This window comes from Microbacterium sp. EST19A, from assembly GCF_019969685.1.
Taxonomy (GTDB): domain Bacteria; phylum Actinomycetota; class Actinomycetes; order Actinomycetales; family Microbacteriaceae; genus Microbacterium.
The window spans coordinates 1,145,811-1,160,764 of the sequence record NZ_JAHXYZ010000001.1 but is presented as its reverse complement, the minus strand read 5'-3'; the positions used below and the strand labels follow the sequence as shown (position 1 = coordinate 1,160,764).

At 69.6% G+C, this 14,954-nt stretch carries 12 protein-coding genes; 7 read left to right on the top strand and 5 right to left on the bottom strand.

Annotation, left to right across the window (positions count from 1 at the left end):
• Positions 1–20 precede the first annotated feature (20 nt).
• The 6 genes from LC452_RS05745 to LC452_RS05720 all read left to right on the top strand — a co-directional run bounded on the left by LC452_RS05745 (position 21) and on the right by LC452_RS05720 (position 7,280).
• Positions 21–1,079 (top strand): zinc-binding alcohol dehydrogenase, encoded by a 1,059-nt coding sequence (locus LC452_RS05745; RefSeq protein WP_223623099.1) that lies wholly within the window; start codon positions 21–23, stop codon positions 1,077–1,079.
• Positions 1,076–2,191, top strand: a complete 1,116-nt coding sequence (locus tag LC452_RS05740) for a Gfo/Idh/MocA family protein (protein ID WP_223623097.1) — start codon at positions 1,076–1,078, stop codon at positions 2,189–2,191. The genes LC452_RS05745 and LC452_RS05740 overlap by 4 nt, the downstream gene beginning before the upstream one ends.
• A complete protein-coding gene (locus LC452_RS05735; protein WP_223623094.1) occupies positions 2,188–3,480 on the top strand; it encodes a glycoside hydrolase family 36 protein in 1,293 nt (430 codons plus the stop codon). The genes LC452_RS05740 and LC452_RS05735 overlap by 4 nt, the downstream gene beginning before the upstream one ends.
• Positions 3,477–5,189, top strand: coding sequence for a sugar phosphorylase (locus tag LC452_RS05730; protein WP_223623093.1), 1,713 nt, complete (start codon positions 3,477–3,479; stop codon positions 5,187–5,189). The genes LC452_RS05735 and LC452_RS05730 overlap by 4 nt, the downstream gene beginning before the upstream one ends.
• 142 nt (positions 5,190–5,331) lie before the next feature.
• Entirely contained in the window at positions 5,332–6,327 is a 996-nt protein-coding gene (locus LC452_RS05725; RefSeq protein ID WP_223623091.1) for a hypothetical protein, read from the top strand.
• Positions 6,328–6,428: 101 nt separating this feature from the next.
• On the top strand, positions 6,429–7,280 hold the full coding sequence (locus LC452_RS05720) for a CPBP family intramembrane glutamic endopeptidase (protein WP_223623090.1): 852 nt from the start codon (positions 6,429–6,431) through the stop codon (positions 7,278–7,280).
• Here LC452_RS05720 and LC452_RS05715 read toward each other — a convergent pair.
• The 5 genes from LC452_RS05715 to LC452_RS05695 form a co-directional block, all read right to left on the bottom strand.
• Complete coding sequence (locus tag LC452_RS05715) at positions 7,261–8,094, bottom strand: CPBP family intramembrane glutamic endopeptidase (protein ID WP_223623089.1); 834 nt, start codon at positions 8,092–8,094, stop codon at positions 7,261–7,263. The two genes, LC452_RS05720 and LC452_RS05715, sit on opposite strands and share 20 nt — an antisense overlap.
• A 119-nt stretch (positions 8,095–8,213) precedes the next feature.
• On the bottom strand, positions 8,214–9,029 hold the full coding sequence (locus LC452_RS05710) for a nucleotidyltransferase family protein (RefSeq protein ID WP_223623088.1): 816 nt from the start codon (positions 9,027–9,029) through the stop codon (positions 8,214–8,216).
• Positions 9,030–9,215: 186 nt separating this feature from the next.
• The gene (locus tag LC452_RS05705) at positions 9,216–10,034 is read right to left on the bottom strand and encodes a hypothetical protein (protein ID WP_223623087.1); all 819 of its coding nucleotides are present in this window, start codon (positions 10,032–10,034) and stop codon (positions 9,216–9,218) included.
• A gap of 56 nt (positions 10,035–10,090) precedes the next feature.
• A complete protein-coding gene (locus LC452_RS05700) occupies positions 10,091–11,437 on the bottom strand; it encodes a HAMP domain-containing sensor histidine kinase (RefSeq protein ID WP_223623086.1) in 1,347 nt (448 codons plus the stop codon).
• The gene (locus LC452_RS05695; protein WP_223623085.1) at positions 11,430–12,107 is read right to left on the bottom strand and encodes a response regulator transcription factor; all 678 of its coding nucleotides are present in this window, start codon (positions 12,105–12,107) and stop codon (positions 11,430–11,432) included. The genes LC452_RS05700 and LC452_RS05695 overlap by 8 nt, the downstream gene beginning before the upstream one ends.
• A 177-nt stretch (positions 12,108–12,284) precedes the next feature.
• Between LC452_RS05695 and LC452_RS05690 the strand changes: the two genes are divergently transcribed.
• Positions 12,285–14,924: a discoidin domain-containing protein gene (locus LC452_RS05690; RefSeq protein WP_223623084.1), complete on the top strand. Its 2,640-nt coding sequence runs from the start codon at positions 12,285–12,287 to the stop codon at positions 14,922–14,924.
• The last annotated feature ends 30 nt before the right edge of the window (positions 14,925–14,954 follow it).

Here is a 14,954-nt window from a genome sequence, read left to right as displayed (position 1 = left end):
CTGGAAGGAAGGCACACCCCGTGCCCCACGTCGTGCAGTTCTCCGCCGTCCGCGAGGTCGAGCTGGTCGAGATCGAGGCGCAGCCTCTGGCACCGGGCAGCGTCCGGATCGCCACCTGGTACTCCGGCATCTCCGCGGGTACCGAGCTCACCGCCTACCGAGGCACCAACCCGTATCTCACCTCGACGTGGGATACCGAGCGGCGGCTGTTCGTGCCGGGCGAGCCGAGCTTCGGCTACCCCGTCAGCGGCTGGGGCTACTCGGAGGTCGGCCAGGTCGTCGAGGTCGCCGATGACGTGACCGACGTGCACATCGGCGAGGTCGTGCACGGCATCTGGGGCCACCGCAGCGACGCCGTCGTACCGGCGGCCGCGGTCGCCGGACGGATCGTGCCCGACGGCGTCGACCCCGTGCTCGGCACGTTCGCCCGCGTCGGCGCCATCGCGCTGAACGGTGTGCTCGCCGCCGACGTGCGGCTGGGCGAGCAGGTCGCCGTGTTCGGGCAGGGCGTCATCGGCCTCCTGGCCACGCGACTCGCATCGCTCTCGGGCGGTCGGGTCATCGCGATCGACACCCTGGCGACCCGCCTCGCGATGGCGACGAGCTTCGGGGCCGTCCACGCGGTGGATGCCCTGCGGGAGGGCGGCGCGGGCGAGATGATCCGCGAGCTCACGGGTGGAGGCGCCGACAGCGCGATCGAGCTCTCCGGCACCGATCGCGCGCTGCACGAGGCCATCCGCTGCGTCGTGACGGAGGGTCTGGTCGCGGCATCCGGCTTCTACCAGGGCGGAGCATCGAACCTGCGCCTCGGCGAGGAGTTCCACCACAACCGCGTGCGCATCGTCGCCAGCCAGATCTCCGGCGTGCCCGTCTCGCTCGGCGGCCGCTGGAACCAGGCGCGCCTCGTGCGCACGGTCATGGGCCTCGTGTTCGCTGGCGACGTCGACGCGGGCGCGCTCGTGTCGGACGTGGTTGCGGCCGGTGATGTCGCGGGCGTCTTCGCGCGCCTCGACGAGGGCGATCCCGAGATCCTGCAGGCCGTACTGCGGTTCGACGCGGCGCCGGAGCGGGTGCAGTGAGCCCGGCCGTCCCTTCGTACCGTCCGTCCTTTCCGGATCGACGCCTCGGTGTCGGTCTCGTCGGAGCGGGTGCCATCGCCCGCTCCGCGCACCTCCCCGCGTACCGCGCGTGGGGCGTGCCGGTCGTCGCCGTGACCTCTCGCACCGTCGCCGACGCGGAGGCCCTGGCCGCCGACTTCGGCATCGACACCGTGCACGACTCCCTCGACGCCCTGCTGGCCGATCCGCGCGTCGAGGTCGTCGACCTGGCCACCGGAACCGCCGGCCGCGTCGAGCTCATCGCCGCCGCCGTCGCCGCGGGGAAGCACGTCCTCGCACAGAAGCCCCTCATCAGCGATGCGTCGGAGCTGCCGCGTCTCGCCGAGGTGCTCGCGGACGCCCGAGTGAAGGGCATCCGCGTCGCCGTGAACCAGAACGCCCGCTGGGCGCCGGCCTGGCGGCTCGCGACCCTGCTGATCCGCGAGGGACGCATCGGGAAGGTCGTCGGTGTCACGCACCTCCACGACAAGCCGCTGCCCCCGCTCGCCGGAACGCCCTTCGACGCTGTGCCGCACATGCTGCTGAACGACTACCTCGTGCACTGGATCGACATCACGCGCTGCTGGCTGGAAGGGTCGTCGGTCGTGGCCGTCGCGGCATCCGATCATCGCGTTCCCGGCCAGCCGGACGAGGCTCGCAACCCGTGGGGCGCAGACCTGCGCATCGACGTGTCGACCGGTGCCAGCGCGTCGATCCGCATCGTCGGCAGCGCCACCACCCATGCCGGCGGCTGCCCGTTCTGGATCCACGGGACGGAGGGCACCCTGCGCGGCAGCGTGCTCCTCGGCTCCGACCGGCTCACGCTCGACCGCGACGGAGAGAGCACCGAGTTCGCGCTGGAAGGCCAGTGGTTCACTGACGGATTCGCGGGAGCGATGGGCGAGCTTCAGAGCGCGATCGCCGAGGACCGCGAGCCGGAGAACGCGGCCGCGCACGTCATCGCGACGGTGCGGACGACGATCGCGGCGGTCGAGTCGGCGGAGCAGGGCGGGATGCCGGTGCACCCGGCCGACCTCGAACTGACGACAGCCGTCGACTCGAGGAAGACCGCAGAGAAGAGGGGAGCAGCGTGACCGTCCTCGATGAGATCCCGGTCGGGCCGGAGGCCCGGGTGTACGCCGAGGGATGGCAGAGCTGGAGCCCGACGACCTGGTCGGCGCGCGGCGACGAGATCCATCGTCCGGCTGAGCCGTGGCAGCACGCCATGCGCTTCCGTCCGGGAGTGGACGTCACCGATGACGCGCTGCAGGGCGAGGGGCTGCTCGTCGTCGATCCGGGTGACGGGAGCGAGGCCCGCGTGTTCGGGACCCTCGACGCGAGTCGCGAGGTGCCGACCATCCGTGCGTCATGGCGCGGAGATCGTGTCGTGGTGGAGACGGATGCCGACGCCGGGGGCGTTTCGTCTCGCTTCGCTCACTCAACGACCGGAGCGGACGCACTCGCCGAATTCGGAGACCGCTTCGGCGCGGCATCCGGCGCGCGCTTCGGGTGGGCCGCACCGCGCGTGTGGTGCACCTGGTACCAGTACTTCGAAGAGGTGCACGCGTCCGACGTGCTCGAGAACGTGCGCGCGATCGACGCCGCGGGGCTCGACGTCGACGTGGTGCAGATCGACGACGGCTGGAGCCTCGGCACCGGCGAGTGGACCGCACTCAACCCGCGCTTCGGCTCGCTGCCCGACGCCGTGAGCGCGATCCTCGACAGCGGTCGCCGTGCCGGCATCTGGGCGGCGCCCTTCTCGGTGGGAGCGAACTCGTCCGTCGCCCGCGAGCATCCGGATTGGGTGCTCGGCGACGCGGGGAAGAACTGGGGCGATGACCTGCGCGGTCTCGACCTCACCCACCCCGGCGTGCGCGACTACCTGACGCGTGTCTTCTCCGACATCCGCGACCTGGGCATCGACTACGTCAAGCTCGACTTCCTCTACTCCGGCGCGCTGCCGGGTCGGCGCCACGACGAAGACGCCACGCCGATCTCGGCCTACCGCTCAGGGCTCGAGCTCATCCGCGAGGTGCTCGGCGACGATGCATTCCTGCTCGGCTGCGGCGCCCCGATCCTGCCCAGCGTCGGACTCGTCGACGCGATGCGCGTCGCCGGCGACACCTTCCACGAGGGCGGCGAAGACGGCTCGCAGGGTCTGCGCGGACAGATGTCCGTCGAGGCGCGCGTGTGGCAGCACGGGCGCTTCTGGACCAACGACCCCGACTGCCTCGTCGCCCGCCCGGAGTTCACGCTCCGCGAGGAGTGGGCCGACGTGGTGCTCGCCGCCCCCGGCATCCGCGGTTTCTCGGATCGCCTCGCCGGCCTCGACGCGCGCGGCAGGGAACTCGTCGGTCAGCTCTTGAAGGAGACATCCGTATGACCCCGGAGAACGGTCTGGAAGACCGCCTCGCGCCCCTCGTTCAGCGGCTCTACCCGGATGCCGCGGCGGAGGTCCTCGCCGCGCTCCTCGAGCTCGCCGAGACCTGGCGCGCACGCCTGGCCGCACCGCGACACGACGCGGGTCATGTCGGACCGGACGAGGGCACCGCGTACCTCATCACCTACGGCGACTCGTTCCGGCGGCCGGGGGAGACCCCGCTGCACACGCTCGCGGGAGTGCTGCGCGAGCACATCGGCGACGTCATCAGCGACGTGCACCTGCTGCCCATCTATCCGTGGACCTCGGATGACGGGTTCGGCGTCGTCGACCACCGTCAGGTGAATCCGGCGCTCGGCACCTGGGACGACATCACCGACCTGCGCGACGAGTACGCGCTCGCCCTCGACTTCGTCGCGAACCACATCTCCAGCTCGTCGCCGTGGTTCCAGGCCTGGCTGGCTCGCGATGAGCGGTATGCGGGGTACTTCCTCGATCCCGGCCCCGATTTCGACGTCTCCCATGTCGTCCGTCCGCGGGTGACTCCGCTCGTGCACGAGTACGAGCGTCCCGACGGCACCGTGGCGCGTGCCTGGACGACCTTCGGGCCCGACCAGATCGACGTCGACCCGAGCACACCGGCGGTGCTGCTCGACCTCACCGACATCCTGCTGGGGTACCTCGCGCACGGCGCCACGACGGTGCGCCTCGACGCGATCGGCTACCTGTGGAAGCAGTCGGGCACCACCTGCATCCATCTTCCGCAGACCCACGACGTCATCCGGATCTGGCGCGTCCTCGTGGATGAGCTGGCGCCGGGCACGCTGCTGCTCACCGAGACCAACGTGCCGCACGCCGACAACATCACGTACTTCGGCGACGGCAGTGATGAAGCACACATGGTCTACCAGTTCGCGCTCCCGCCGCTCGTGCTGCACGCCTTCGTGACGGGCAGGGCGTCCGCCCTCGCCACCTGGGCGAACGGCGTCGGTCCCGTCAGCGAGACCGCCACCTGGTTCAACTTCCTCGCCAGCCATGACGGCATCGGGCTGCGCCCCACGGAGGGGCTGCTGACGGATGCCGATCGCGCGCTGCTCGTCGAGCGGACGCTCGCCCGGGGTGGGCGGGTGTCGATGGCGAAACGTCCTGATGGCAGCGAGGGCGTCTACGAGCTCAACACCAACTTCCTCGAGGCGCTCGTCGACCCGGCCGACCCGGATCCGGATGCCTCCGCCGTGCGCCGCGGGCTCGCCGCGCACGCCATCCTGCTGTCGCTCGTCGGCGTGCCGGCGATCTACCACCACTCGCTGCTCGGCTCGCAGCAGGATCACCAGGGCGTGCAGGACAGTGACATCGCGCGGCGCATCAACCGCGAGGTGCTCGACGCCGACCGCCTGAGCGAAGAACTGCAGGAGCCCGGCCGGCGATCCGGAATGCTGGAGGGCGTCCGCGCCATGCTCGCGGTGCGGCGAGGGAGGCCGGCGTTCTCGCCGTTCGCCTCGCAGGAGATCGCCTTCCTCGACGATCGCGTGCTCGTGGTGCGCCGCGCGGCCGGCACGGATGACGAGGTCGTGGCGGTCGTGAACGTGAGCGATGAGACCGTGCCGCTGGACACCCTCAGCGGAACGGATCTGCTCAGCGGTCAGCGCCACGACGGACTGGTGCTCGAGCCGTTCGGCTACGTCTGGCTGGCTGCGGCTGCGGGACAGTGACGACACGGTAGGTTTCACGCATCGCCCTCGTCGGTTCCGTCGTCTGCCGGACGGCGGCAGCTGAGGAGCGCGGTCGCCACGGCTATCCAGGCCGAGGTGCTCTGTGCGAGAGTTTCACCGGGGCATCGACTGGGGGTCGGCAATGCACATCGTGATATTCATCGTGGCGATCGTGGTCACAGCCGTGCTGACCGCGGGCGCCGGCATCCTCGTCGCGCTGCTCACGCCGGACGGTGCGGACTGGGCATTGTTGAGCGGGATCGCTGTCGGAGGATACCTGCTGGCTCCGCTCCTGCTGGGCACTCTGTCCACGTTCTGGAACACGACCGGGTCGCCCGAAGCGCATCGCTATCATCGGCGGCTCCTTCTCGTGACGGCGGGGGTCCAGGTTCTGTCGACGGTCGCGATGTGCGTCTACACCGTGCTGACGGGCGCGCCCTGGTGGCTGACGGTGCTGTTCACGGCTGTCGGAGTGGCGGCCATGGCCGTGGCGGTCAGGGTGGGGCCGTTCCTGCGTCGAGCAGACCGCCGCCGCGCTGTCGAGGCTGCGCCCTACGTCTACGGACGCGCCGAGTTCCGCAGAGACTTCCGGACCATCCTCATCGCCGTCGTGAGCACACTCGTCGGATCCGCTGCCGTCATGAGCGCCCTCCTGGCCGCGTTCTCCCCGGACGAGTTCCCCCTGGTGCTCCGCTACGCGCCGCTCTTCGCCGTCATGGGCGGAGGCATCGCCTGCGTGCTCGTGGCGCTGCGACTCAGCAGGCGGATCCGCGATCTCTTCGACGGGGACCTGACCCGCGCGAACCGGATCGGCAAGGTCGTCGTACGGGGCAAGAGGATCGCGCTGTCACCCGAGGAAGAGGACCTGATCGCTCCCTTCGCGTCTCTGTCCTGGGTCGCCCAGGCCTACCAGCTGGCATGGTTCGTGTTGCTCTTCGTGACTCTGGGGGGCACACAGCTTCTCCGATTCCTCGCCGACCCCGGTGATGCGATGCCGATCTGGTTCGTCGTCCTTTTCGGGGTCGGCTTCGTCGCCGTGCTGCCGGTGACGATCGTCCAGCTCCGTCGGACCCGGAGGTTCGCCGCTGGGCGCTCGTTCAGTGAGCAGAGGACGGAGCGAGACACGAACCCGGCGTAGGGTGCGCGCTACCCAGACCGTCTGTCATCATCGACTCAAGAACGCCGAGGGTCGCTTCAGACGGGGAAGCGACCGACAGCCGGTGGCGCAGAGGGGGCATCATGACCGAGCAGGCATCAGCAGCACAGACATCGGCATGGAAGCGGTTCTGGAACCGAGGCGGCTTCTGGCGGGCGCTTCTGCTCGCCGCGGTCTATCTCGGCGTCTATGAGCTGATCGGGTTCCTCCTCGGTCTCGCCGTTCCCGAAGGGAGCGGTCTCCGAGCCGAGAAGGGGAGCGCCGGGGACGTGTTCTTCAGCACGGCGCTGCCCATCATCCTCACCAGCGTTCTGCTGTTCGCGTTCGCGGCATCCGTCGGCTGGCTCCGGGAGCTGTTCGCGCGGCAGCGGCTGGGGGGTCACCGCTGGATGTGGATCGCCCTGATCGTGGTGCTCGTGATCAACGTCGCGGCGCTCCTCAGCATCGACTACGAGAAGGCAGGCATCCCGCTCGTCGGCACGTGGCTGCTGGCGGGGCTGTTCGTCGGCCTCGTCGAGGAGCTCGTCACGCGCGGGTTCGTCGTCAACCTGATGCGCAAGGGCGGCCATGGCGAGATCGCCGTCGCCCTCGCCTCGGCAGGCATCTTCGCCGCCCTGCACTTCACGAACCTCTTCACGTCCGACCAGGGGCTCGGCACCACACTCCTGCAGATCGTCTACACCTTCGCGTTCGGCATCTGCATGTACCTGATCCTGCGCGTGACCCGCACCCTGATCGCGCCGATGCTCGTGCACGCGAGCACGGATCCCTCGATCTTCCTGTTCGGAGCGCACCCGGCCGCCGGCAATCCGCTCAGCATCCTGCCCGCGCTGAGCACGTACATCGTGATCGTCACGGGCTTCGTGCTGCTGATCGTGTTCATCGTCAGCGAGCGCCGCCGTCGCCGGAACGAGGTCAGCGCACCCGCGAGCTGACCTTCGCGGGAAGCCGCACGAACGCCGCCTTGCCTGGGCGCATCAGCCAGGTTGCCACGGCGAGCGTGAGCACCCAGCCGATCACCTCGATGAGCAGGTGATCCGTGGCGTTCGGCACCGACTGCAGCAGGTAGACGCGGATGCTGTTGATCGCCCCGTGGGTCAGGACCGCCGGCCAGACGCTCCCCGAACGCCAGCGGAGCGCGAGCAGCAGCGGCGCCCACGGCAGCATGCCCGCGAAGTAGATGACGATGTCGACGACCGGTCGGTCGCCGATCACGGCCAGCACCGGCAGGTGCCAGACGATCCAGACCAGCCCGCTGGCGAGCGCCAGGGGCCAGAAGCCCCACGACGCGGCGCGCGTGGCCAGCCAGCCGCGCCAGCCGAACTCCTCGCCGATCGCGAAGATCGACTGCATGAGCAGGACCGGAACCACCCAGATCGTCGCAGCGGCGATCTGCTCGAGCGGGTTGAGCCGCCAGATCCCGGATGCCAGGGCGACCGCCGTCTGGATCGCCGCGATCCCGGCGATGATGCCGATGCCGATCGCGATCCACCTGGCCGCGCCGCGCCAGCCCGTGGCGAACGTCTCCCGGAAGCTCGCGGGTCGCCGCACGAGCCACATGATGATCGCCGCGAGCAGCGGGGTCAGCTGCAGAAGGGGAGTGATGAGGTTGTTCACATCGGTCGGCACGAGCCGGAACACCATCGGAACCGACAGCGCGAAGCACAGCAGCACGGCGATCGTGAAGAACCACGTGACCTCGGCCACGGTCGATCGCGGGGAGCGGATGCGCGCAGGAGACGCGGTCATGAGGACCTCGGTTCGAGTCGGAAGACGCGCGCGGATCCGCACGCGTCTCGGACTCTATGAGAGGTCGCGGAGCCGCCGGAACGCAGGAAACCCGACGTCTGCCGCCGGGATATCCCTAATCATCGGTCAGGGCGCGGCAACGCCCGGACGGCGTCGATGGTCGCCTGCAGTTCCGCGGTCGAGGTGCCGATGGCTCCCAGTGCCGCGCTCGCCGCATCGCTGAAGCCGCCCGTGACGATGTCGAGGCGCGCGACCCCGGTGACCAGGCCCTTCTCCGTCGTGACCCAGCTGCCGGCCGCGGCGTGCCAGCCGTGGGCGAGGAGCATGGTCACGGTCGTCGCGCAGAGGGTGACGTAGGCGACATCGCTGCCCTTGGCGCCCTTGACCGCGCCGTCGAGCAGGAAGTCGACCTGCCAGAGGTTGGCGAGGAACGCGTCGCGCAGGGCCTCGGGATACGGCGTCACTCGGTCGGTCAGTTCGGCGAGGAGACCGGATGGGTCGCAGAGCGGCACGCAGCCGGCGACCTCGCCGGCATACGCGACGTCGAGGAACCCGAGCGGATGACCGGGCTGCGGATGGAACGCGAATTCCCCCCGCGCAGCACGGGCGCATTGCTCCGTGACGCGCCCGACGTCACGGAGGATCAGATCGACGGGGATGCGGTCCACGGTGAGCCAGGCGCCGCCCTCGACCCAGGGCCCCCAGCCGCCGCGGCCGGCGATGGTCTCGTGTCGTCCGGTCCATCCGCTCGCCACCGCGGCCACCGCGTCGAGATCGGCATCCGGGTCGATGTACAGTCCCAGATCGACATCCGAGTCCGGCCGGTGCGTTCCACGAGCGCGGCTGCCGCCTAACGTGACGGCGCGCACACCGCGGACCTCGCAGAGTTCCGCGGCCATCTCGCGGAGGCGGTCGTCGTCGAGCACGGTGCCCATGTTAGCCAGGCGTGTGGTGCGGCGGGAGAGAGGTGGGTGGGGTGAGGGGACCCCACCCACCTGCCGCCCCATGAAGGTGGGCGGCTGAGGAGCCACCGTCCCGGGACCCCTCCCGACACGGTTGCTCCGCCAGTCCACCAGAAGCGCCTTCACGGAAGGGCGCTCCATTGTGAAAGGCCAGACGGCTCAGTCGTCGGTGTCGGTGCCGACCACCGCGAAGTCCGCGGTGAAGTCGATGTCGATCGAGCGGTTGTCCTGGGTGAGGACCGACGCGTCGTAGGGGCTGACGTCGTCGCTGTCGACGTCGAGATCGGTGATCAGGCCCTCGGCCTCGGCGAGAGCGGCCGCCACGAGCGAGCGGATGGTCTCATCGTCCAGGGTGAGCGCGGGGCCGGTGTCGTCGCCGTCGGCCTTCTCGCTCGAGATGACCGTGGCCGCGAGCTTCTCGTCGACGCGGACCTCGGTCTCGTCGCCCGACGCGGTGGTGAGCTGCACCTCCCACGCTCCGTCGCGCTTCGCGTCGATCGAGGTGACGTCGCCCTCGGCCGCGCCGCGCGCCGCCTCGGCGATGTCGATGAGCTCGTCGGCGGAGTCGCTGCCGATGCCGGTGGCGGGGCCCTGTCCGTTCGCAGGTCCCCCGTCGTCGTCGCGGGGTCCGGCCTGGTCGCCACCGCGATCATCGCCGCGGTCCTCGGCGTCGTGGCGGGGTCCGTCCGACATCGAGGGGCGGTCGTCGTCGTCGCCGAGATCGTCGCCGATCGCGGCGCCGACTGCGACTCCGCCACCGGCGAGCACGATGGCCGCGGCGATGCCGCCGCCGATCAGGAGGGCGCGCTTGCGACCGGGCTTCGCTGCTGCGGGAGCGGATGCCTGCGGCTGGGCGACCGACGGCTCAGCCGTGGCCGGAGCCTGGGGCGCGGCATCCGACGCCGGGGTGACGGGCACGGTCGGCTGGTCGGAGGCGTGGTCGGGAGTCTGGTCGGGGGTGGGTGTCTTGTCGTCCATGTGACGATGCTCCCGCGCCGGCACTGAAGCCTTCCTGAAGCGTCCTGAAGACCGCTTCAGGAAGCGAGCGGAAGCGTGACGACGAACCGGGCGCCGCCCCAGCGCGAGCCGTCGACGATGACAGTCCCGCCTTCGGCGGCGGCGATGCCCTGCGCGATCGCGAGGCCGAGTCCGCTGCCGCCGGCATCGCGACTGCGCGCTTCGTCGAGGCGCACGAAGCGCTCGAAGATCCGCTCCCGCTCCGCCGCGGGCACGCCGTCTCCGTCGTCCTCGATCGTCACGAAGACGTGGCGGTCGGCCGGGGTCACGCCGATGGCGATGCGTCCGCGGGCATGACGGGCGGCGTTGTCGGCGAGATTGCGCAGCAGCTGGCCGAGCAGGCGCGGATCGCCCGAGACGCGGGCGGCGGCGATGCCGGAACCGTCGACCTCGAGACCCGCGGCACGCAGCCGCCGCACTTCGCCGAGGGCCACGTCGTCGAGGTCCACCGGTTCATCGTGCGGGGTGACGCCCTCGTCGAGCCGGGCGAGCAGCAGCAGCGACTCCACGATCCCCTGCAGCCGGATGCCCTCCTCCGAGACCACCTCCGCGAGTTCGCCGATGCTGGTCACCCCGGGGTGCGCCTGCGCGAGCTCGGCGTGCTGGCGGATCGTGGCGAGGGGCGAGCGCAGCTCGTGCGACGCATCGGACACGAAGCGGCGCTGCGCCGTCGCCGCGGCATCCAATCGGTCGAGCATCCCGTTCATGGTCGACGCGAGCGCGGCCACCTCGTCGGCGGAATCGGGCACGGCCAGGCGCTGGTGGAGGCGCTCGGCGGTGATGCCGTCGACCTCCTGCCGGATGCGGGTCACGGGGCGCAGCGCGCGACCCGTCACGAGCCAGGTCGTGGCCGCGACCAGCAGCACGACGAGGGGAACCGCCACCGCCAGCAGCGTCGAGACGGTCGCCAGAGTCTCGGTGTCGTCCTCGACCGACACGGCGAGCACGAGCGTCTGATCGCCCTCGAGGTCGTCGGAGACGACGAGCATCGGCTCGCCGTCGATCGTCATGGTCTGCGCGTCGTCGTCGACGGGGAGGGGGGTCGCACCGAGGGCTTCGCGCGCGTCTTCGCTGGCGGCCCGCACCGTGCCGTCGGGACCGAGGATCTGCACGAACTCGTCGTCGAGCGACTCGATGTCGCGGCCGCCCGCGCCAGGGCCGCCCGGTCCACCGTCGCGATCGCCGAGCTCTTCGAGGCGCTGCTCGGCCGCCTGCTGCGAAGCGCCATGGACGCTGCTGGTCAGCACGGCGGAGAAGGAGATCGCTCCGACCACCAGCACGACAGCGACGATGAGCGTGGCGCCCAGCGTCGTCCTGCCGCGCACGGAGCGCCACCAGCGGGTGGCCCCTGAAGCCCTAGCCACCGTCTGCCGCCAACCGGTAGCCGGCACCGCGGATGGTCTCGATCGCCTCGCGCCCGAACGGCTTGTCGAGCTTGCGCCGCAGATGCCCCACGTACACCTCGACGATGTTCGGGTCGCCGTCGAAGTCGTCGTCCCAGACGCCGTCGATCAGAGTGCGCTTGGAGATGACCTGCCCGCGGTGGCGCATCAGGTACTCGAGCACCGAGAACTCCCGCGCGGTCAGCGAGATCGGTGTCTCGCCGCGCCAGACGCGGTGCGCAGCCGGGTCGAGCCGCAGGTCGCCGGCCTCGAGGATCGCCGGGCGCGCGACGGCCCCGCGACGGACCAGGGCGCGGATCCGCGCGACGAGGATCGCGAACGAGAACGGCTTCGTGACGTAGTCGTCTGCCCCCGTCTCGAGCGCCTCGACCTGATCCCACTCGCCATCCTTCGCGGTCAGCATCAGCACCGGCGTCCAGTTCTCCTCAGCGCGCAGCGCCTCGCACACCTTCCAGCCGCTCATGCCCGGCATCATCAGGTCGAGCACGATCGCGTCGTACCGCGTCTCGCGGGCCCGCCAGAGTCCGTCGACCCCGTTGTGCGCGACGTCGACCGCGAAGCCCTCTGCTTCCAGTCCGCGCCGTACGCCGTCGGCGAGGCGCACCTCGTCATCGACTACCAGGATCCGCATTCCTCCAGTGTGGCGGTCGGCCGCTGAATCCGGGCTGAAGCGGATGCCGGAATTATGAAACCGCTTGACGCTGTCCGTCGACGAATCCTAACCTCGGAACAGGGGTATAAGAAAGACTATTGCATAATTATGTCTCCGGGAGGAACGATGAAGTTCTCACACAGAATCCGGCGGGGGGTGGCGGTCGCGATCGCCGCCCTTCTTCTCGCTCCGCTGGGGGTGGTCGCGGCGACCGCACCCGCCGCTGCCGCCGACGCGCTGCGAAGGGAGGTCTCGCGGACCAAGCCCGTGTTCATCACCAACTTCTATCAAGGTGGAGAAGGGCCGGACCAGACCGACACGGTCACCGACCTGTGGGGCAGGATCCCTGCCGACCTCAAAGAGAACACGGTCGTGATGTTCATCGCGGGCCAGTCTCTGAAGAACGTTCCTGCGACCACGGACTGGCTCGCCTCTCAGGCCGCGGCGGCCCAGGCGGCCGGCATCCCCTTCTTCGTCCAGGCGCTCAACGGTGAGACTCCCGCGTCGCAGCGCATCCCCGTGTCGTACTTCCGGACGATGGCCGAGACCTACTCGATGATGCAGGGAGTGAACGGCGCAGAGCTCTACAACTCCGCCGCCTTCACGGGCAGCAACCACTCCGACCACCTCGCCGATCTCGTGCAGCTCTCGGTCGACAAGGGACTCCACTTCGTCTGGACCGACACGAACATCTTCGGCTCCGGCGGCACCATGATCCAGTGGCTGCAGGACAACGCGACGCTGCTGTCGAAGATCCGGGCCAACCCGCAGAACGTCATCTTCATGAACAAGGAGTCCTACGGCGACACCGACACCGATGCTCTCAACCTGGGTATGTGGCTGTCGAACTCGATCGGCAACTGGGGCTCGTCGTCGGACTGGTGGCACTGGGGGCTCAACGGCAACGGCCGGCTCTGGGGCTCGGGAAGTCAGACCTGGAAGGACATCCTGCAGTACCCCGAGGCGATGACCGTGCAGTCGATGCTGAAGGTCGTCTCTCAGGGTGGCACGGCCTTCAAGACCGAGGCGCAGTGGTTCACCAACGTCACCGACGGCGAGCGCCTCGCCGGCTACGAGTTCGCGATCATCCCGTTCCTGCGCGACCTGAAGTCGGGGGCGATCAAGATCCCCACCAGGCAGGAGGTGCTCGACCAGAACAAGATGGTCTACAAGGGCAGCGTGTACGACGAGTCCACGATCTGGGACACCTCGGCCTCGAACATCTTCCCGCGCACCGGCCGCTACGGGATCATCCCGATGGTGCCGAGCACGATCCCGAACGCCGACCTGTCGATGTTCGAGAACATCGCGACCTCCGGGCAGAGCCAGTCGTGGTTCGACGCGCTGTACCCGCAGGAGGCGATCGCCAGCAACACGTATCTGCTGCGGAACACCAACACCTGGTACTGGATGAACCACGCCGAGAACCGTGAGGGCGTCGCCGGTTCGAGCTTCGATCCCCGGCAGTCCGCGGCGACGGGATTCGGCATCGAGGCGCCCAACCACACCTTTGCGGTGATGACGGAGTCGGCGAACAAGGTCGACGTGATCCTGAACAACTACCGCGTCAACAAGGACAACGTGCGCACGTCGAACATCTACGGCGTCGCACCGGGCACCGACTTCGACAAGTGGCAGACCTACCGGTACATCAAGGACTACACGAGCGTGAAGCTCGATGGTTCCGGCAACCCGGTGAAGGACGCGAACGGTGTGGTGCAGACGGCGTCGAACCTCCCGCTCGACGACCGCTCGGCCCGCGACATCCGCACGACGCGGTTCACGGTGAACGGCACCTGGCAGGGCGGGCAGCCGCTCGTGACCTTCGCGGCGAACACGACCGCCACCCGTCCGTACACGCAGACGCAGTCCTGGAACGCGGCGACGAAGACGCTCACGGTGTCGATCGTGCACAACGGCCTGGTGAAGTTCAGCGTGCAGACGGATGGACCCGGCGTGCCGGCGGCCGCCAACCTCGCCGCGGGCAAGACGGCGACCCAGAGCTCGCAGTGGTCGGGCGGGCAGACGGCCGGTCGCGCCGTGGACGGCATCACCGACGGCGTCTTCGCCAACGGATCGGTGTCGCACACGGACGGGAACGGCACGACCGACCCGTGGTGGCAGGTGGACCTCGGCTCCGATCAGGCCATCGGCCAGATCGAGGTCTGGAACCGTACCGACTGCTGCAACGAGCGCCTGAGCGGCTACAGGATCGAGGTGCTCAACGCCGCGAACACCGTCGTCTGGTCGAGCACCCGCACCGGGTATCCCACGCCGACCGAGACGGTCAGCACGGGCAACGTGACCGGGCGCTACGTCAAGATCACGGTTCCGGGGTCGGGCAAGATCGTCAGCCTCGCCGAGGTGCTCGTCCGTCCTGCGCAGGTCAACCTCGCCCAGGGCAAGACGGCCACGCAGAGCTCGACCTATACCGGCGGTGACGGCACGGGCCCCGCGTCGCGAGCGGTCGACGGAAACACCGACGGCGTCTGGGCGAACGGCTCGGTGTCGCACACCGGCACGGAATCCAACCCGTGGTGGCGGGTCGACCTGGGGTCGGCGGTGACGATCAACCAGATCGAGGTCTGGAACAGGGTCGAGAACGCCGAGCGCCTGTCCGGCTACAAGGTCGAGGTGCTCGACGCGAACAGCGCGGTCGTGTGGTCGAGCACGCGCGTCGGCTATCCGACGCCGTCGGAGACCGTCAGCACAGGAGGCGTGACCGGCAGGTACGTGAAGATCACGGTGCCGGGCTCCGGGAAGATCCTGCAGCTCGCCGAAGTCCGAGTCCGTTAGCACGACGGAAGGCAGCGGCCCGGGTGCGCA

Excerpts from the sequence above, each read along its gene's own strand:
- LC452_RS05710 (WP_223623088.1), bottom strand. The coding sequence starts at position 9,029 with ATGGGCACCGTGCTCGACGACGACCGCCTCCGCGAGATGGCCGCGGAA.
- LC452_RS05695 (WP_223623085.1), bottom strand. The coding sequence starts at position 12,107 with ATGCGGATCCTGGTAGTCGATGACGAGGTGCGCCTCGCCGACGGCGTA.
- LC452_RS05715 (WP_223623089.1), bottom strand. The coding sequence starts at position 8,094 with ATGACCGCGTCTCCTGCGCGCATCCGCTCCCCGCGATCGACCGTGGCC.
- LC452_RS05705 (WP_223623087.1), bottom strand. The coding sequence starts at position 10,034 with ATGGACGACAAGACACCCACCCCCGACCAGACTCCCGACCACGCCTCC.
- LC452_RS05725 (WP_223623091.1), top strand. The coding sequence starts at position 5,332 with ATGCACATCGTGATATTCATCGTGGCGATCGTGGTCACAGCCGTGCTG.
- LC452_RS05730 (WP_223623093.1), top strand. The coding sequence starts at position 3,477 with ATGACCCCGGAGAACGGTCTGGAAGACCGCCTCGCGCCCCTCGTTCAG.
- LC452_RS05720 (WP_223623090.1), top strand. The coding sequence starts at position 6,429 with ATGACCGAGCAGGCATCAGCAGCACAGACATCGGCATGGAAGCGGTTC.